General features: G+C 60.1%; 16 protein-coding genes. 4 read left to right on the plus strand and 12 right to left on the minus strand.

The genetic code is table 11. From position 1 onward, the window contains the following. Positions 1–28: 28 nt before the first annotated feature. Both ACP2YP_RS32775 and ACP2YP_RS32780 read right to left on the minus strand, forming a co-directional pair. The gene (locus ACP2YP_RS32775) at positions 29–1,375 is read right to left on the minus strand and encodes a Dyp-type peroxidase (protein ID WP_426420329.1); all 1,347 of its coding nucleotides are present in this window, start codon (positions 1,373–1,375) and stop codon (positions 29–31) included. A gap of 15 nt (positions 1,376–1,390) precedes the next feature. Further along, positions 1,391–1,855: a hypothetical protein gene (locus ACP2YP_RS32780; RefSeq protein ID WP_426420330.1), complete on the minus strand. Its 465-nt coding sequence runs from the start codon at positions 1,853–1,855 to the stop codon at positions 1,391–1,393. Between the two features lie 1,792 nt (positions 1,856–3,647). Here ACP2YP_RS32780 and ACP2YP_RS32785 point away from each other — a divergent pair. Further along, complete coding sequence (locus ACP2YP_RS32785) at positions 3,648–4,973, plus strand: DUF3422 family protein (RefSeq protein WP_426420331.1); 1,326 nt, start codon at positions 3,648–3,650, stop codon at positions 4,971–4,973. A 537-nt stretch (positions 4,974–5,510) separates the two neighbouring features. Here ACP2YP_RS32785 and ACP2YP_RS32790 read toward each other — a convergent pair. The 6 genes from ACP2YP_RS32790 to ACP2YP_RS32815 all read right to left on the minus strand — a co-directional run bounded on the left by ACP2YP_RS32790 (position 5,511) and on the right by ACP2YP_RS32815 (position 10,840). Further along, complete coding sequence (locus ACP2YP_RS32790; RefSeq protein WP_426420332.1) at positions 5,511–5,777, minus strand: DUF3551 domain-containing protein; 267 nt, start codon at positions 5,775–5,777, stop codon at positions 5,511–5,513. A gap of 390 nt (positions 5,778–6,167) precedes the next feature. Continuing rightward, a complete protein-coding gene (locus ACP2YP_RS32795) occupies positions 6,168–6,431 on the minus strand; it encodes a hypothetical protein (RefSeq protein WP_426420333.1) in 264 nt (87 codons plus the stop codon). A gap of 685 nt (positions 6,432–7,116) precedes the next feature. Further along, entirely contained in the window at positions 7,117–7,980 is an 864-nt protein-coding gene (locus ACP2YP_RS32800; protein WP_426420334.1) for an ABC transporter permease, read from the minus strand. Next, positions 7,973–8,839 (minus strand): ABC transporter ATP-binding protein, encoded by an 867-nt coding sequence (locus ACP2YP_RS32805; RefSeq protein ID WP_426420335.1) that lies wholly within the window; start codon positions 8,837–8,839, stop codon positions 7,973–7,975. Before ACP2YP_RS32805 ends, ACP2YP_RS32800 begins: the two co-directional genes overlap by 8 nt. Continuing rightward, positions 8,836–9,879: an ABC transporter substrate-binding protein gene (locus ACP2YP_RS32810; RefSeq protein ID WP_426420336.1), complete on the minus strand. Its 1,044-nt coding sequence runs from the start codon at positions 9,877–9,879 to the stop codon at positions 8,836–8,838. Before ACP2YP_RS32810 ends, ACP2YP_RS32805 begins: the two co-directional genes overlap by 4 nt. A 28-nt stretch (positions 9,880–9,907) precedes the next feature. After that, positions 9,908–10,840 carry a TauD/TfdA dioxygenase family protein gene (locus ACP2YP_RS32815; protein WP_426420337.1) on the minus strand — a complete coding sequence of 311 codons (933 nt, stop codon included), beginning with the start codon at positions 10,838–10,840 and terminating at the stop codon, positions 9,908–9,910. Here ACP2YP_RS32815 and ACP2YP_RS32820 point away from each other — a divergent pair. Together ACP2YP_RS32820 and ACP2YP_RS32825 are read left to right on the plus strand one after the other, a co-directional pair. Then, the gene (locus tag ACP2YP_RS32820; RefSeq protein WP_426420338.1) at positions 10,818–11,225 is read left to right on the plus strand and encodes a hypothetical protein; all 408 of its coding nucleotides are present in this window, start codon (positions 10,818–10,820) and stop codon (positions 11,223–11,225) included. The genes ACP2YP_RS32815 and ACP2YP_RS32820 overlap by 23 nt on opposite strands. A 264-nt stretch (positions 11,226–11,489) precedes the next feature. Further along, positions 11,490–12,830 (plus strand): LLM class flavin-dependent oxidoreductase, encoded by a 1,341-nt coding sequence (locus tag ACP2YP_RS32825; protein WP_426420339.1) that lies wholly within the window; start codon positions 11,490–11,492, stop codon positions 12,828–12,830. Between the two features lie 462 nt (positions 12,831–13,292). Here the strand turns inward: ACP2YP_RS32825 and ACP2YP_RS32830 are convergent, their stop codons facing one another. Both ACP2YP_RS32830 and ACP2YP_RS32835 read right to left on the minus strand, forming a co-directional pair. After that, the gene (locus ACP2YP_RS32830) at positions 13,293–14,594 is read right to left on the minus strand and encodes a type II toxin-antitoxin system HipA family toxin (protein ID WP_426420340.1); all 1,302 of its coding nucleotides are present in this window, start codon (positions 14,592–14,594) and stop codon (positions 13,293–13,295) included. A gap of 62 nt (positions 14,595–14,656) precedes the next feature. Next, complete coding sequence (locus ACP2YP_RS32835) at positions 14,657–14,947, minus strand: helix-turn-helix transcriptional regulator (RefSeq protein ID WP_426420341.1); 291 nt, start codon at positions 14,945–14,947, stop codon at positions 14,657–14,659. A gap of 177 nt (positions 14,948–15,124) precedes the next feature. Between ACP2YP_RS32835 and ACP2YP_RS32840 the strand changes: the two genes are divergently transcribed. Then, complete coding sequence (locus ACP2YP_RS32840; protein ID WP_426420342.1) at positions 15,125–15,301, plus strand: hypothetical protein; 177 nt, start codon at positions 15,125–15,127, stop codon at positions 15,299–15,301. Between the two features lie 728 nt (positions 15,302–16,029). Here ACP2YP_RS32840 and ACP2YP_RS32845 read toward each other — a convergent pair. Together ACP2YP_RS32845 and ACP2YP_RS32850 are read right to left on the minus strand one after the other, a co-directional pair. Continuing rightward, positions 16,030–17,196, minus strand: coding sequence for a glycoside hydrolase family 18 protein (locus ACP2YP_RS32845; RefSeq protein WP_426420343.1), 1,167 nt, complete (start codon positions 17,194–17,196; stop codon positions 16,030–16,032). Between the two features lie 986 nt (positions 17,197–18,182). Further along, positions 18,183–18,614 (minus strand): hypothetical protein, encoded by a 432-nt coding sequence (locus tag ACP2YP_RS32850; RefSeq protein ID WP_426420344.1) that lies wholly within the window; start codon positions 18,612–18,614, stop codon positions 18,183–18,185. Positions 18,615–18,701: the final 87 nt, after the last annotated feature.

Consider the following 18,701-nt stretch of genomic DNA (forward strand, 5'->3'; position numbering starts at 1 on the left):
AACCCCGTCCAATTTCCAAGTCGATTGGTCAGACCCGTCCCTCCGCAAGACGGCTCAAGCCTTGCATGCCGGGCAACAGCAGCATCGACGTGCCCTGAAACCTGACGAAGGACGGCAGTGCGTCCAGCACGACCTCAGCCTGTTCGGTCTTGATCGCCGCCTTGGCGACCGCGCCGGGCGTCGCACGATCCGCTATCATCATGTCCTGCCAACGCAGCCGATCGGTGTCGAATAGCGGGCTGAAGTCCGTCTTGTTGATCCAATGCATCAGCGTGAAGAATTGCGTTCTGAGATTTGCCCCGAGGAACATGCCGACTAGACCGCGGTCGACATTGTCGTCGATCTCGCCCTTCAGTTCGGGGCCATACGCCATTCCGCGGCGCAGGACGTATGGACCCCCGGCAAGGAACGTTGGTTGCACCACGGGAGTGAGCGGACCGCTCCTGTGATTGGCGATGCGCACATGTGCCGTTAGCGGACAGCGGATGCCGCGAGGATCGTCGGCGTAGTCGAAGTTGGTTGCATTGGCCAGCGTCGCATCCGGCCGGTCGGGCGAGAGCGCTATCGGGGTGCCATCGCGCCAGCGGCCCATCATCTTGGCGGCGAGCAACTCGCGCGCTTCAGCGAGGGGAAGCGTGGGCGCGATCACGGCGGCATTTTCTGTGAGGAAGCGCTCGAATGCGGCGACGTTCTGGTGGATCCAGAGGAACGCGCCGTACGAGCCGTCACGGACGAGATCAAGCCAGCGGCCCTGCTTGGGCGATGACGGCAGCTCCTCCGAAGCATAGCCAAGAATGAAGTGACGAAAGTCGATGAGGTCCTGGCCCGGGGCCGCGTCATCCCACTTGACGGCGGGCTGCGAGATCCCGTCCCGAAACCCGAAATGCAATCGATCACCCCCGAGCGATCGGCCGGTAATTGCGCCATCTTGCGTCGGCGACAATTCCGTCAGGGCATTCACAGCGGCAGAGCGCAGCGCCGCTGTGATCTCGTCTAGTTTCGCTTCGCTCATGCAGTAGACATGAACGGTGAGATGGACATCGGAATTGGAAAATCTGCCGTTCCAGTTCTCCATGTTCATCGGCGGTGCGGCACGAAACTGCGAGGGGAACGCAGCGGTCGCATCCGCGAGCTCCGCCGCCGAGCCAATGATGCCGAGCGCGGCAAGGCCGGTCCATGACACGCCGATATTGATCAGCGGCTCCGGGCGCCTCGACAGATCGACCGCTGCGTGCGTGACCTGCGGCAGCAATTGGCGCACGCACTCGCGAGCAGCAGCGGCATTGTCGACGCGGAACAAGAAGTGACGGGACAGCGGATATCGGTAGAGCTGAAAGATGATCCCCTGCACATTGGCAGGATCGATGCAGGCCATTGGCGCGCCCGGATGTTACGACGACAGCTTGGGCAGGATTTCCCTGACCTCCTTGTTGCCGTAGGCCGAAAACAGATAGCCCGCGACGTGACCTTCCTGGTCCTTGTCGCCGTCAACCGAGTCGCCGAGCGAGCGGTACTGCAACCCCTTCGAGAATTCGAAGAACTTGTCCGGATCCTGCATGGCTTCGGGCCCAGGCGCATTCTCCGCGAGGGAGAACAGCATCGCAAAGACGTCGGGAAGCTCTGTTCGGAAGAATTCGGTATAGTCAGTGTGGGGGCCGTCGTATTCGGTGATGACCTGAAGATATTTATTGTCGATCACCAGCACGCGCGCGAAGTGCACAATCTGCGACTTGCGGAGGGCGGCATCAATCTTAGGCTGGATTTGGGTCGTGAAGATCGAGCCGATATAGGCCAACCTCTTCAGCGTGTCCGGATCCTGCTTGATTCTGAGGGTGAGATTGAGCGCATGTGCCATGATTGCCCCGTCTATGAATGGATAAAAATCAAAACAACTTCTAGCAGCACTTGATGACGCGTACATGTCAATGCGACACTTGCGCGAACAACGCCGACCGGCGCCGTCGACTTGATCATATTGCGGCTCCGAATCGACGTAAGCTTTGCTTGGGCTGCACGTCACCGAATTCACGCACAGACCCCGGCTGGTTTGCCGCCCTCTTCGTGCAATTTCGCGACGCGATTTCTGTGTGTGAATCGGCGCGGGGTCCGGACGCCGATCGGCGACGCAAGTGCTTGATCGAAATCGGATCTGTGGGGTCACTCTTCGGCGCTATTTAACAGACGACATTCGTAGGGGGGGAACGAATCGCCGCCGACCTGAACAGTCTGGTTCCGCAACAGGCGGTACCTGCCACAACGGGCACAGCAAGATTGTCCGTTTTGCTCGCTTTAGGATCCGGAGCTGCGCGGTTCTGCGTCCTGGATCGAGGACGGCGAGAAATACGCCGTGATCGCCTTAAAGCGTGAAACTCGACTAATGTAGTATGGATCAGCCGATCGGCGTCGGGACGCCGCGCCGATACACAAGCGAGTCCCGCAAAATCCGGCAAGCAAATTCGACGGAGATTGGCTCTCAGCCTCATGGCGACAGACAGATCCAAGGTCCCGCGACCGCACTCGCGCAATACGCCCGATGACTCGAGTTGTCGGTCGCATCTGTGATCCGCCGCAATTTGGTCGATCACTCACAACGATCGCCACGTATCTGGCTCCATGCGACAATCGGTCTAGCCGCGACGCTCGTGCTGCTCTGAGTGTCGCTTCAAAGACGAGGACGGCGAGCGCTCTGCGTGCGTGATCCAGTCAACCTCACTCGATGTGACGTTATGAGCCCATCGCTAAGCCTTGCCCCGCGGGTCCGGGCGCGGCCACTCTCCCGGCTCTGGATCGACAAATCCGACCTTAGCGTGGCCGCTGAGACAATGGCAGCGGCCGGCGAGGCATCATCTTGCGGAACAGGCAATTCCCTGTGGCCTGCCTCACGTATGCATTTTGTCAGAATACAAGCGCGCTTCATGTCTGAAACCCGCCTCCGAATGTCTTCGAAAACCACATTGCGCCAAAAAAACGCGAGTGGCCCTTCAACAGTGCTGGCCCAAATCCTGCACCGGCTCTCCGCGCCAGGAAGTTAGGCGGCAGCAACAAGATGGAGTCGCGTTTGGGCATCGATCTGTCAATCGACAATGCGGTTGCCGCACCGGAGGTCGCCTGTCTGCACCGCGCTGGGAGAACGGAAGACGCTCCTGCTTGCCACGGCCTCGCGCGGCATCGATCATGCCACCGGAAACCTGTTTTCAGAAGATGGCCGGCGTATCTTCACTTGCACGCGGCAATCCTTCGGTGGCGGGCGATGACCGTGGGATTCGGAGACAGACAACCATGCCCACGTCGATCCAGGCATTCGTCGGACGGCGTCGCACGCCGCCCCCGAGGTCGGGGAACGGCTTGCTGGCGCACCGCTAGAACCATTGATCAACAATGCCGGCATTTCGCCATAGACACCGGACCGTACCCCGCAGACGTCCTTGACGGCGTCAGTCGAAAGCGGGATGAGGCTGTTCCGGCTCAATCTGTTCGGCCTGATCCTGCTTCCGCAAGATCTCTTTCTCGAGCAGCAGGCGGCCTCGGTATCGATCGTCAACGTGACTTGATCGGCGCCTTGCCGCGCACCCGTTTTTCAGCACCGCCAATGCCTCCAGCGTCAAGGCTGACGGTTGCTTGCTCACTCTGAAGCGAGTCGTCAATACATGATCGATGAACTGGATCTGCGAACCTTCAACCCCCATCCGCAACGCGACGCCGTGCTCGGCGAAGTGCACGCGCGCCCTTTCACGCGCCTTGTTTCGCCATTCAGCGTGATCCACCTCGCCTTTCTTGCGCAGGGCGAGGCGGCCGCAAGCGATCGCTGCCGTTTTATCGATTTCTGCTTGGAGCGCAATCTTCCGCCTCCTGGGCAATCGGCGAAACATCATCAGATTGTCATCGGGCCCGCTATGCTACGCTGGGAGCAGCATTCGGAATTTACAACATTCACCTGGTTCTGGACTAACGCCAATGGTCCTGGCGCTCACCAATTCGACAAAGTTGATGATGCCGTCCGATCGCTGATCCGCGCGTTGCGGCAGTCCGGACAATTGCTGGTCGCGATCAGGTTAGAAGTGGAGCAGGACGCCTCGCCGATCAAGCGCGCCGAACAGATTTTTGACAAGAATAGCCTGGCCATGGTTGCCACAAAGAGCGGTGCAGGCGTTGCTGCCTCAGACTTCCGCGTGGACGAAAAAGGCTTCACGAAAATCCTCGTCTGCGACCTCGGGTTGACGTCGCACGATCTCGGAGCGCTGGTGCAACGGCTCCTGGAAATCGAAACCTACCGCCCGCTGGCGCTGCTTGGTCTGTCGGCGGCCCTCGAGCTTGCGCCGTCTGTCGATCGCATCGATCGACGTCTTGTTGAGACGCTCGAAGAAATGCAAGGCGCAGAGGGACTGAAATTCAACAACCATCTGCTTGCGGAGTTGACGGCGTTGGCCGCCTCCTTCGAAAGAGGCGCGACCGGTAGCCTGTTTCGCTTCGGCGCCAGCAGGGCCTATAACGAGCTTGTCCAATCGCGGCTGTCCATCATTGAAGGCAACGATGTGGCGGGCTATCCGACCTGGTCATCGTTTCTGGCGCGCCGCATGGCGCCTGCGATGCGTACCTGCGCGACCGTGGAGGATCGTCAGGCAAGTCTGTCGGTCAAGCTGGCGCGTGTCGCCGATCTGTTGCGAACCCGTGTCGACGTCGAAATTGAACGACAGCATCGTGACCTCTTGCACGCTATCAACGAGCGCGCGAGGCAGCAACTTCGGCTGCAGTGTACGGTCGAAGGATTGTCGGTCGGGGCGATCGGATATTACGTGGTCAGCCTGTTTGGCTATCTGGCCAAGGGCGCGCACGATGTCGGACTGCGTGTAGAGCCCTCATTCCTAACCGCAGCCTTCGTGCCGATCGCGGTCGGCGTGATCTGGCTGGTGAGTTACAACATCCGGAAGCGACACCTCAAGCACGACGACGGGCCCTCGGTGGCTTGCGACTAAAGCTCCTTGAGGAAATCAGTGCGTCCGTCCTACGAAGCTCGCATAGTCGTGGTGCGACGCTGCCACAAAAGCCCCGACTGGTTAGCCCGCAATTTGTGCTTTGATTGATCGGGATAGGGGACGTCGTGCGATGCGACCCTTCCCACACCGCGTGGCATACACGGGTCCGTACCGCGGCGGTTCGACTGTGTTAAGCTAGCTCAGAAACCACTATTCGGGAGAGACTGTGAGCGTCAACATCGCGGTGCGTAGGATGCCCCGCCGTTCACGACGAGAGCGGGCATGTTTCGGTGGCGCATTGCCGGAAAGGCACGCTCCTTGAATTGAATCCAGAGCGACACGCAACTGGGCGTGACGCCGACGAGCCCCCAATCGTTGTTGCTTCGCTCCGATGCGACTGAGGAGACTACATCGCGTAGTGTACTCGTACGAGGGGCGTCCGATCAAGACGTCCAACGGCTCTCAACTTGGATGGCCGGATCCGTCGATATGAGCAATGCTCGGAGGGATACCTCGATCACCCTTGACGATCATACATCAGCGCAATTGTCCTCCCTGTCGCTGGAACGCGTAGGTAGGATTCATACCGCAATAGGCGTAAGTACCGGATGCAGTGGCCATGCACTGGTCATAAGTGGAGAACTGGCAATTGCCCGGATATCCCCAGGTACGTCCTTGCAGGCAATAAACGTCCTGCCGAGCCGGGAGTATGTGCGAGCGACCTCGCGGACCGGCGGTCAAAGGCGATTCAAAGCCGACGAGAATGGCAAGTGCGAGCAGACCGATAAACAGAAGGATGCGCATGAGATCTCTAGCCTCCGTTTAGTCTTGCTGAAGGATATAGGATCCTCATTTGATGATTTGATCTTAGTCAATCGCAAATAGCCGTCGCAGTTCCCTCCGGCGATCGCCTCGAAAGATCGAGCGGGACGTTGCCCCGAGCTTGGAGCAGAACTCCTGCTGTTTGTAGAAAGAAAGGCATTTTTCCTGCGTTGTGGGGTAGATATACGATGAAAACTCGCAAGCGTAACGATCAATCGAGCCTGAGAGCTTTCGCGCTCTGGAATCGAGCCATACGGCGAGCTTACCAAGGGTCCGAAATGCGCCGAAAAATTCACCCTTCCTCAGGCTTGAGAGCGCGTATTGCGTGAGGTGCACTACTCAAGGGGGGTTCCTGAACGTTTAAGAACTCTTCTAGAGCTTCGCGATCGGCTTGATCCGGCGCAACAAGGAATCGGCAAATTCCTCGCGTTCGCGCATGAAGCGCTCTTGATGCGCTTGGAAACTCTCGACCCGCTTCCTGATCTCATCACGTTCGCTACCGCCATAGTCCGGCACGCTGGGGGTACCGCGCTCGGCGACTTTTTTCGGCTGAGGCCGCTCGTCCACCTTCAGCGATCTGGCGAACGCCGTGGTTTCTGCGACAAGCGCATCGAGCTCGCTCTTCCAATCATGCATTGACGCCCCCCACGCAATACGGCCCGCTAGATGAGCCAGTTCATCACAAGCCAGGCTGCGACCATGACGCAGACGCCAATCGCCAGATAGGGCACCCCAACCAGCATCTGCTTCTCCTTGAAAAGCCCACCGACAATAATCATTGCCGTTGGCCCTCCGGGTTCAAAATGCTCATCGTGAAACAATGCAGTCCAGCCCCCCGCAGCAACGATCCTAGACCAAACAAGCATCGTTTCCTAGGTTTGCCGTTGAGGACGCTTAACGCAAGCCGATCGTGTTCCACCGAGAACAGGGCGCGGCGTCCCGGAGAGCTTTCCTCCTCTCATGTACCAGGCTCGCAGCAGTCTTGTCTCGACACGATCCGCCGCATCACAACGCCGCAAGATGCGTGGGTCGAGATCAACGGCCGGTGACGCGATACTTCGTGAACTGAATTTCTGTGATTGTACAGGCGCATGGAAGACAATTAGATCATTTGCGTGGTGAGGCATCCCGGATCGCACGGGACGGCAAAATCGAGCGGTGGATCGACGAAGGGGCGCATTTTTGCTTCGATGATGCAAAGGTGAAGAAGGTATTCGAATCGATCTGCGAAGACTTCGCTGTTTCGTAGAGAGATGTCATACTCACGTCCGCAGTTCAGATGATTGCGATAGTGCTTCGCGTCGCGACAATATCTGCACGCTCACGCCGTCACCGGCGCCTTCCACCGCATGAAGCGCTGCTCCAGCGCCTGGAGGACAGCATTGCACGCGAGCCCGATGACCGTGATGCTAAGGATGCCGAAATACATCTGCGGGATTAGGAAGCTGTACTGGCTGTTGATGATGAGATAGCCAAGACCAGCCTTGGCGCCGACCATCTCGGACGCGACCAGCACCAGCATGGCGGATGCGCTCGCTAGGCGAATACCGACGAAGATGGTCGGAAGCGCAGCCGGCAGGATCACCTTGCGGAACAGTTGCTGCGGTGTCGCGCCCATGGTCCGCGCCGATTTGATCAGGAGCGGATCGACTTGCTTCACCGCGGCGGTGGTGTTCAGCAGGAGTGGCCAGGCGCAGCTGTAGATCACCATCGTGATCTTCGACATCTCGCCGATCCCGAGCAGCAGGATGAACACCGGCAGCAGCGCGAGCGGAGCGGTGTTGCGGCATATCTCGATGAACTGGTTCAGGAGATTACCGAGCCGGGCCGACCTGCCGACCGCCAGGCCAAGCGGCACAATCAGTGCGACCGATATCAGAAACCCGCTCAGCGCGCGCAGCAAGCTGGCGGAGACATCATCATAGAGCTCGCCGGTTTGCGCGAGCTGCCAGCCGGCGGCAATCACCTCTGAGAACGGCGGCAGGAACACCGCATCGATCAGGCCGAGCCTGGGAGCCGCCTCCCATAGCAATAACAGGGCCATCAGTAACAGGGAGCGGTGTCCAAGGACAGTCAACCGGCGGATCGCGGCACGGACCGGCGACGGCTGAGCTTGCACGCCAGTGACCGCCTCTCGGCGTCCATGCGCGAGCTCCAGCAGCGCCAGTGTTTCCAGACTAGACATGAGCGATCTCCTTCACCTCGTGGTCCACATCTCGCGCACCGACACCTGCGTTCAACTGCCCCTGCTGAGCCTTCTGCACCTCGTCGCGTAGCAAGCTCCAGACCTCATGGCGTACATGGCCGAACTCCGGCAGCGAGCGCACATCGTCTGCCTCGTCGCGCAGTACCTCGGGGATGTCGATGAGTTGCTTGATCCGGCCCGGACGCGACGTCATGACCGCTACCCGCTGGCCGAGAACGACGGCTTCGTCGATGCCATGAGTGATGAAGACGATGGTCTTGCCGGTGGCGCGCCAGATCCGGAGCAATTCACCCTGGAGCGTCTCGCGAGTCTGAGCGTCCAGTGCCGCGAAGGGCTCATCCATCAGCAGCACCTCCGGATCGTAGGCGAGGCTTCGGGCGATCGCGACGCGCTGCTTCATGCCGCCGGACAGCTCGTGCGGATACCGATTGGCAAAGCCCGACAAGCCGACCAGGTCGAGGAAATGCCGCGCGATCTCAAGCCGCTGCCCGGCCTTGAATCCGGCGATCTCGAGCCCGAATTCGACGTTCTCCGCGGCGGTCCGCCAAGGAAACAGGGCGTACTGCTGAAACACGATTCCGCGGTCGCGTCCGGGTCCGGCGATGGGGCGCCCGTCGAGCAGGATGCGGCCGCTGGTCGGTGTCGTCAGTCCGCCCAGCAAATCGAGCAAGGTCGATTTCCCGCAGCCGCTTGGGCCGACCAGGACCAGGAACTCGCCGCAGCGAACGTCGAGCGTGATGTCCTGGAGGGCCGTGAAGCGGCCCGCCGGACGGCCACCCTCCCCGCGCACGTCAAATTCCTTGCGGACCTGCTCGAAGCTGATCTTAACCGGGGTCATTGCACCTCCGCCGTCTTTCCCGGACGGAAATAGTTGAACGCGTTGGTGTAGGTGTCGGACGCCTTGATCTGACCGGGCTTGAACAGGCCATCCTTCTCGAGCCAGTCGATCCACAGCTGGATTTCGCGGTCCGAGATCACGCCGCCCTTGGATGCGACGCCGGTGCTCTTCCAATACTTGATCGAAGAGGCATCCTCGTTGCGCTTGCGATCGGCGATGATCCGCTCGAACCGGGCCCGCACCTCTTCGGCTGGCGCCGTCTGCGCCCAGTCAATCGCGCGCGAAATGCCCTCGACCAGCTTGCGAGCGGCATCAGGATTGTCCTTGATGAACTCGTCCCGCAGCACATAAGAGCCACCAGTGAACTGGCCAAATAGATCGGTGTCGTTGAACAGTGAGTGGATACCGCCCCTTTCCAGCGCCTTGTCGCGCAGGACGCCGCCGAGCGCGCTCACCTCGACCTGGCCCTGGCGCAGCGCCTGCTCGCCGGTGACTGGCGGGACGGCCACCAGCGTCACCTGCTTGGCTTCGCTCGCGCTGAGACGATTCCTGGCCAGATATTCTCGAAGCACGAATTCCAGATGCGCGCCCAGCGTATTGATGGCGACCTTCTTGCCGATCAAGTCGCGTGCGCTCCTGATGGGGCTGTCGTCCTTCACATAATAGCCGTTATAGGTGTTGGCGTCGGAGCCATAGTACCCGACTACGGCCTTGATCGGCGCCTTTGCGGCGATGAGCTTGAGGATCGCGCCATAGAACGCGCCGCCGATATCGATATCGCCGGTCACGACGGTCTGGATGTCCTGTGGGCCGCTGATGGTGTTGCCGACCCATTTGAGCTTGAGCGGCGCGAGATAGCCGAGGTCGTCGGCAAGCTCGATGAAGGTCACCTGCCCGGCCCAGCCCTGATAGCGGATTTCGGTCTTTTCGAGCGGCGGCTCGGCGAAGGCCGAAGCTGCGAGGCCCAACGTCAACGCGCTGGCGAGCAGCAGCCGCGCAGCGCGATGCTGCCCGCACACAAATCGGAACAGAGAATTCATCCTGGAAACTCCTGTCAGTGAGGCGGGATCAGGCGGCCTTGACCGTCTGCGGTTTCGACGCCTTGATGCGCGTCACACTGCGGCGACCGTCGACACTGAGCGGCACCTCGCCGTCGATGGTGGCGCGGCGGACGACGCGGTGCTGGTCGCCATAATCGTTGACCGCGTAGTGCTGGGTTGCGCGGTTGTCCCAGATCGCGACGTCACCGGCCTGCCAGGTCCATCGCACGGTGTTTTCTGGCGCAGTGATGTGGGATTGGAACAGCTCGAACAGCTTCTGGCCGTCATATTTCGGCAGGCCGACGAAGCGCTGCACGAAATTGCCCAGCACGAGCGTGCGCTCGCCGGTTTCGGGGTGGACCCGTACCACCGGATGCTCGGTTTCATAGATCGTTCCGGTGAACACCTCGTCGAAGTGCTTTCTATCCGCCTCGCTCGCGCGCGTCTTCACGGCGTAGTCATAGGCGTTGCTGTGGATCGCCCAGAGCTCATCCGCGAGCTTGCGCAGCGGCGCCGGCAGGTCGAGATAGGCCGCCGCCGTGTTCGACCAAACGGTGTCACCGCCGTACGGCGGGATCACCACGCCCCGCAGAACCGAAATCTTCGGATAGGCATCGATAAAAGTGACGTCCGTGTGCCACTGGTCGGCACGCCCACCGCCCTGCCCCGAGTCAAGCTCCAGAATTGACGACGTCCCCTTGGTCGCACCGACCGTCGGATGGGGCACGAGTTTTCCGAGTCTGACGGCAAAGCGCTCCTGCTCGGCATCGTCGAGATGCCCTTGGTCCCTGAAGAAAATGACCTTGTGCTCGAGCAGCACCTGGTTGACAGCGCGAACGACGTCGTCAGGCAGGTCGCCCGACAGCTTGACGTTCCTGATCTCGGCGCCGAGCCGTGCCGCGCGTTTTACGATGTCGGCGCGCGGGATGAGGTTGTCGATGGTGATGGTCGTGGTGCTCATGATCGTGGTCTTTCCTGTGATGCTCTGGACAAAGCTTCGCCATGCGCCTGTCATGCAAGCAGCGGCGAAGAATAATGGTGATATCTTGGATGGTGCCCTAGGGGATCACGTCGGCAGCTGGATGGCTCGCGGCACACGGATCCCGGCGGTACAGCTCTCCGCCATCGCGCCGGCGCAGCACCGCACACGCAGAGCCGAGGTCAGCCGGACTGCTTCGCGAACGACGGGTAGACCGGATTGCCGCATGGTGAACGACCTCGCTTGGACGGTGCAGATCGTAAATGCGATCGCGATCCAGTCAATGAAACGAAACCAGCTTTGTTTTGCCCGGCGAGCAATGATCGCGTCGCATGCCAAGCTGACACGGAAATATTTGCGGTGGTGATTGTCGATTACGCCGTTTCACCGGCGTGACAGCGAGCCAAATCAGCCCAGCCGAGAAACGAAACAGATCGAAGTGCTGCGGTTGTTCGTGACGACGAACGCACTCGTCTCCGACCGACGACGAGCTCACGCGCTTCATGCTCGCTTCGCCCGCAACAACGCAAATTCATTTCATCGACAGCTTTGTGGTCATCGACATAGAGTCGAGTGAAACCTAAGCGCGACGCCGATATCCGACAGCAACCAACATTTTGCGAGCAACGCTATGAGCAAACGGCAACTTTCACTCAACTTCTTCATCTATCCTGACGGTCACCACGAGGCGGCCTGGCGTCACAAGGCCTCGACGACGGACCGCATCCTCGATGTCACCTACTATCAGGAGCTGGCGCAGCGCGCCGAAGCGCACAAATTTGACGCGGTGTTCTTCGCCGACGGTCCGGCGCTGGCCGACAACGTCCGCTACGCGCAGCGGTTCCGGCTCGAGCCGATCACCCTGCTTGCGGCGATCGCATCGGCCACAAAGCATATCGGCCTGATCGCGACAGCGTCGACGACTTACACCGAGCCCTACAATCTTGCGCGGCTGTTCGCCTCGTTGGATCACATCAGCAGCGGTCGCGCTGGCTGGAACATCGTGACCACGAGTTCGCCGCAGGCGGCCCAGAACTTCGGCCTGCCCGCACATCCGCCGCATCACGAACGCTATGAGCGGGCGCGGGAATATCTCGACGTTATCACACGGCTGTGGGACAGCTGGGAAGACGACGCGCTGGTCAACGACCCTGTCTCCGGCATTTTCGCCGACACCAGCAAGATCCACGCGATCGACCATATTGGAAAGCATTTCCGCGTACGCGGCCCGCTCAACGTCTCGCGGCCGCCGCAGGGGCGGCCGGTCTATGTCCAGGCCGGATCGTCCGAGGACGGACGGGCCTTTGCCGCGCGCTTTGCGGAAGCCATCTTTACCGCGCACCAGACATTGACCAGCGCACAGGAATTCTATGCCGATATCAAACGTCAGGCGCGCGCATTCGATCGCCAACCTGATCAGATCAAGATCCTGCCCGGCATCTCGCCGTTTATCGCCAGCACGCAAGCCGAGGCCGATCGGCTTCAGGAAGAGTTCAACGCGCTGATCCAGCCGGAATTCTCGCTGACCCAGCTCCGCCAGATGACCGGTCTTGACCTTACCGGCTTCGACCTCGATGGTCCCTTTCCACGGCATCTGATCGACACCAACGGCGCGCACGGCGTCGCCAGCCGTTTCAAGCTCGTGGTCGACATCGTCGATCGCGAAAAGCCGACGATACGTCAACTTGTGCAGCGCCTCGCCGGCGCGCGCGGCCACTGGGTGATTGCCGGCCCGCCGGAGAAGATTGCCGATAGTATCCAAACCTGGTTCGACAACGGCGCGGCAGACGGCTTCAATGTCATGCCGCCGTGGTTGCCCGGCGGCTTCGATCTCTTCGCCGAGCAAGTCGTGCCGATCCTGCGCAAGCGCGGTCTGTTCCGTCACGACTACACTGGCACGACGCTACGTGAACATTACGGACTGAACCGTCCGCCGAGCGTGTTCTCCAGCTCGAATCAGGCGATCGCGTGATCGCCCTCTGCGTGCCGGAGGTGAAAACCTCGAGCGAGTGTGCCTCCGAAGGCAAACGTCGCACATTGGAATCGTGTCGGGTACGCCATTTCTCGACCTGAAGGTGAAATTCGGCGACGCCCTCTCCGGTCGCGCTTCCAGGTCTCGGGAAAAGGCGCGATCGAGACCTTGCGGGCGAGGATCAGCTTCGAATGACCGGTGTCCTTGAATTCTTCGAAGATAACATCGACCATGCGGCTGGCGATTTTCGACCAGCCCGGTCGCGATGATGTCCGGCGAGCCGCCGTCTTCGATATTGCGCGCGCTCCTTAGGCGCAAGTTGGCACGGCCTGGCACGTTCTTCCTTTTCCGATAACTCTGAAACCGAAATCGGACTCGCGTCCAGCTACGTAACGTTTGCCCCTTGGTGCTCCGAGGACTAAAGCGGGCCTTCGAATCGGCTGAGTGGCATCAGAACGAGAATCACGAGAATCCGGGAGATTGAGCGGCGGGAGCCGCCTTCTCGTCTTCCAGCGGCTCGTCTTGGAGATTGTTCTTGAGGTTCGACAGCATGCTGCGGCAGGTGCTGGCGATAAATCCTTCGATCTGCTGGTACGTCGGGGACGTCTTGGCCGCATTCATTTCGGCGACCACGCCGGGCAACGCGTCGAGAACCGCTTGAGACAGCGCGGCGACTCTACGTTTCACCTGAGTGGCTGACAGCGCGTTTTCCTCGGCGAAGCGATCCCAGTGTCTCGCACCGATGTACCGGCCACGATTCTTCCCGGCGATCTTCATGGCGAGATTCCTCGTCACGCCTTCATAGATCTCGCCGTTCATCACATCGTAGAGCGGAGCCATCGTCACGGCGCCGCCCGCCTCGAGCAGCAAGGAATAATTCTTTGCGTGCGCATCGACGTTTCCAGTAAGGACGTTGAAGACCACGTAATCGACGAAGCGGACTTTGTTGGCGGCCGCATTGCCGGTCGGGGTCAACACGTCGAGGCAGGCCTTCAGTCCCGGACCGGACTGCTTCGTCTGCGGATTCCATTCGTATTTCAGATGCGGAATGTAGCCGGTGGCCTGGCAGAAATCCTCCTGATGGATCCTGCGAACGCGCCCCCTTTTGATCGGTCTGTCGTAGCGTTTGACCAATAGGTATTCGACGTCCTCCGCGTTCCCTATCGAGCATTCCGCCACTGGCAGCCTCACCGCAGCGGCTAGGCGAAGGCAGAACGCCTCGTTCTCTACGGCGGAGTGGAATCTCTTGTTGGCCGGCTTGAGAATGTGGGTCGTCGGCATCCCGTCCAACGCTAGCCCTATTGCGCCGTCTGGATATTGGACCACGGGCAACTTATCCTGGGCGCCGGCCAAGGACATGTGAATGCCCTCTTCTCCGACGAGAAACGGTCTATCCGGAAGCTTTCGAATGGTCTCTGCCAGCTCGGCTTCGGTCAGCTTCCGGTATCTCGGATTCCGCTTTCGCCTCTCGTCTAAAGGACGGGATATCTCGAGTGCTCCGGGGAGGTCTTCGCCCATCTCTTCCAGCAGAGCGAACACGTCAGTTTCCGGGATCCGAAGGATCGCACCGATCGTCTGGAGCGTGCGGCCCTCGGGAAGCAGATTGAGGAACCATGGGTAGACCACGTCCGGCTCGTGCAGGCGACGAGCCAGCGGCATTCGTGTGGAAACCGGAAAACTATTGGGGTCCGACATCCACGCTTCGTCATAGACGAATTCGATATTTTGGACGGCCTCAGTTCGTCGGCGGATGCGACCGATCAATCGGTCCTCGTAGCGAACGTCGAGACTGTCACCGGCTGCGGCCGGAGCGTTTTCCTGGATTCTCATCGGGATGGTGCGGGGTTATCGGGATCGAAGATGCCGCTGTCGTCGTCCGCTGATTGAGAAGGCGACGGCGGAGTTGGCGCCATGTTGGCTTGGAGCGATATCCCGAGCGCCTTGAGCAGTCTGAGTACCAGGCCGATTTGGCTGGTTTCCTTTCCGCTCTCGATATCGACGATGAAACGCACGCCCACGTTGGCGGCGAATGCAAGGTCTTGCTGCCGTAACCCCAATGAGTTCCGCCGTTGGCGAACCAAAGTTCCGAGGGTCGTCGTATCCGGAATATCTGTCATGGTTATTTCCCGAGCGGGAATATAGGCTGATCCCATTCGACTTCAATGCCTATTTTTTACCGAGCGGGAAAATAGCTGGTCGCCAAGCGGCCGCACTGTTCATGTTTTACCGAGCGGGAAATCCCCTGCTCGACAGGGCGTCGGCCGTGCAAGGACCCCAGCGGCCGAGGTGGTCAGGTGCTGCAGCTCGCGCGATGCCTGCTGAGCTTCGAAGTTTCGCATCAGCCGACACCGGCCGAACCGTTGCGGCTCGGCCAGCTCGACAATGTGCCGCTCGATGCATCGAGCAGCTTCGGGGAAATATTCGCCAACAAAATCGTGGTGAAAGTCCGTGAAAACGCGCTTTCGGTCTGAAGTCTCAGATCGAAAGCTGCCTTCAGTTCATCGAGAGCGACGTCGAGAATCGATTTGTGGATTCTTGCAATTGCCGGCTTTTCCCCCTCTCTCAAGATCGCGACGATGGTTTCGACATCGGGACATCCTGGCTCTCGGCAGGTCAACTCGCTAACCGAGACAGTCACGTCCGTAATGGTGTGTAGCGTCAAGTTGCTGACATTTGTCTCAAGACTCACAATCTACGTTGCTGTCGCCGACCGCTTGATCGTGAGGCGCATCTGAAGCAGGCCAATAGAGCATCCGCCGCAACTCTGCCGATGTCTCGCCTGATAAGGAACGGGGCCGACTGGCGAGACCAGCGTCTTTACTCCAGGGCGCCACGTGTGAATCGGCGCCGAAGCATGCCTCTTCTGTGTCGCATGGATCAGTGACTTATCGCGCCGATCGGGGTCGTGACCCCACGCCGATACACAGACATGGCTTAAGTCAGGGTGCTCAAGCCTTCGCGTGAGGCGTCGCGAAGAGTCGTCCGGCCTCGCGATTAACCGGATGGGATCCGGTGCGCACGTCGCATCACGACGAGAAACCCGCATTGCCGGCAGCATGCCTCCGGAACGACGCTGCCGGTTGTCAGATTTCCGACATCGTCGTTTTCAATTCGACGTGGCTCTGATCTCACAGCATCGAACGCAGCTGATTTCTCTCGAACAGATGACGCGCTTCAAGGCGACGTAATGACGACTCTTCTATTCGGATCTTCGCACAGGAAGGATGCGGAGTGCCGCGAGCAGCAGCGAACCGTCGTCGGCGAACAGGTCCCAGATCATGATCCCGGCGAGTCCATGGGCGCGCGCGTACATCGCCTTGCGTGCGATGGATAGCGGATCGTCGTAGCTGATCCATATCCGCCGTTCGGCGTCATAGAGCCACGGCACCTGGGCCTCATCACTCCAATACCGGCGAAAGCCCTGCTCTTCCGGTCGCCGGACAACGAGATCGCGATAATCGATGCCGTCGCTCCCTCCCCATTCCTCGCTCGCCGTCGTCCCCTTTTGCAAGAGCCCCCCGTTCTCCTGCGGAACGCCTGCAACAGCTCGGCCATAGAAGGCTACGCCGAGCGTGACCTTGGCCCGCGGCACCCCGGCCCGGATCAAGGCATTCACACTTGCATCGACATTGAGATCGGGACTTGGATCGCCGGCACAGGCGAACAGCGGAGCATTGAAGCCTGCAAAGGTCGAGCCCGCATGATAGTCGTAGGCCATCAGATGAATCCGGTCGACCAGCGGGGCGAGAGCGGCCGCCTCCAGATTGACAATCTTATTGGGGGCGGCCGATACGGCAATGGTGAGCTCCAGCTCCCTGCGCTCCAGTGCGGAAAACTCAGTGAGTCTTCGGCGAAGCTCCGCAATCAGGAGCGTGAAATTCGTACGGTCCTCGAGGCGCGCGAGATTCCCCGGATGTCCTCCTGAGACGGGAAACTCCCAATCGACGTCTACACCATCGAACAGACCCGGATACGGCTGAAAGAACGCTTCGATAACGGATTGTGCGAACCGCGCGCGCGACATCGGCGTGGCAGCGGCGGCCGAGAAATATTTCGACCCGCTCCATCCGCCCAACGAAATCAGGATCCGGAGCTCCGGACTGCTCCGCTTCAATTCGGCGAGTTGGGCGAAATTGCCGCCGAACGGGATCGACGGCGCGGTTCCGTCGCAGGCTCCTGCGTCGAGGCAACGATCCGAAAGTCCAGCCAGTCCTTCTGCCGAAACGGTGCCGAACGCGTACATCAAGTGGGTCAGCTCGCGAGCCGGGATCGTCTTGATGTTTGGACCGCCCGTCCGGGCTTTCCACGGGGCGACATAGCCTGCGACCACCGGCCTCCGGGACGGCGTGCCCCGTCCCGGCTGCATCAGTGCGTATCCGCACACGAGCGTAGAAAATCCGGCTGCAGCGAAGTTTCGACGATTAATTGCCACGGGCTTCGACCTTATGCTCTCTGTCTGATTTTACCCTGCGCCAACCGATAACGCGATCACCTCAGCGAGCCTTCGATCTGCGTGGCACTGGCTCTCTTCGTTTCACCTGATCGCTACGACTTCATGGCAGCATTCTTCATCGAGAGCTGTATTTGCTGCGCGACGGATTCGGCTCTCGAATGGCGAGGATACGACGAATTGAATGCGTTGGAGGAAGGCTCGTCTAAGACGAAGTATGGAAGTTCTAGAGCTGTTCTGTGGCTGGCTTCCGACCGTTTGTGGCTCGCATCCGCCGCGTTGTCCTATCCGAATATGTCGAAAGGCGCACAACTAGATTCGGTGTATTGGAACGTGTGGGCAGCAGCTACAGCCGCGCTCGTCGCTGAATTGCGCTTCGCTTCATCGTCTCTGCCAGGATGGGAGGCTATGAAGGGCAAACTGTGGCCCGTATCCTACCCCGCACGGGGGCCGTGTGAACCTGCGTTCGGGCCCGAGCGGAACCCCCTCGTTTTGGTAGGATTTATATTGCAACCGACGCGTGATACGGATCATTCTTGCACTTGCGACTTGAACCACCTACAGAAAGCCAGGGAGCTCGAAAATGAACGATAACGCGTCTTCAACGCGAAGCGATCTGCAGGGGCTTAGGCTGATCCGCGCTTTTCTCCGGATACGCGATCAACGCACCCGGTCCGGGTTCGTCGAACAGGTCGAAAGGCTCGCCGCGGAGGAGCCTGCGGGATCGGGTTCGAGCTTGCCCGGTTCATCTGGTTTCGCCGAGCATCCGGCGGATCCTCTCAGTTGATCTCTCGCCTTCTTCGTGTCGCCCAGCCACTTTCCAGCGTCATTCGCGTCTGCCCTTGTTGCGTCCATGACTTGGCCGCAATCGTGATAGCAGGGAGCCACGATGTGGCGATGCCTCAAATGCGAGTCCGCGGGCTAATTCCGCTCTGATGCCACCGCCGCGGTGTAGCGACGTCGGGACGATCAGCGTGCTCAGATCTTCGGGTACGTCGCCGCATTTCCGGATCACCTTGGCGTCGCCGAAGTCGCTGCGCGATGGGTCCTTCGGCCCCCGAGAAGGCGACCGCGCCCATGATGCCGGGCTTGCGGGACAACGCCTCGGCACGCCTCACGGCGGCGTTGGCGGAAATGCATTTCGTCTTGCCGGCTGCAACTCCATCGTCGAGAACAGGCCGGCTCTCGTCGGGAGCGAACCGGACGGACACCTTCTTGCCATCGATGGTGTCGTCCTCGGAGAACGAGGTGAACGGCACCAGGCAGCGGCTCTGCGGATCGAGCCAGCGCTTCCAGTGCGCGCTCTCGCTACCGGACGTTGGTCGTGCCGCCATCGAGCTCTATCCTCAGCAGCTGCTGGAAGTCGACTGGCCTGCCCTTTGCTTCCAGCTTCTTGGTGGCGTCCACAGAACCCGCCACGT

This window comes from Bradyrhizobium genosp. A (assembly GCF_049949275.1).
In the GTDB taxonomy this organism is placed as follows: domain Bacteria; phylum Pseudomonadota; class Alphaproteobacteria; order Rhizobiales; family Xanthobacteraceae; genus Bradyrhizobium.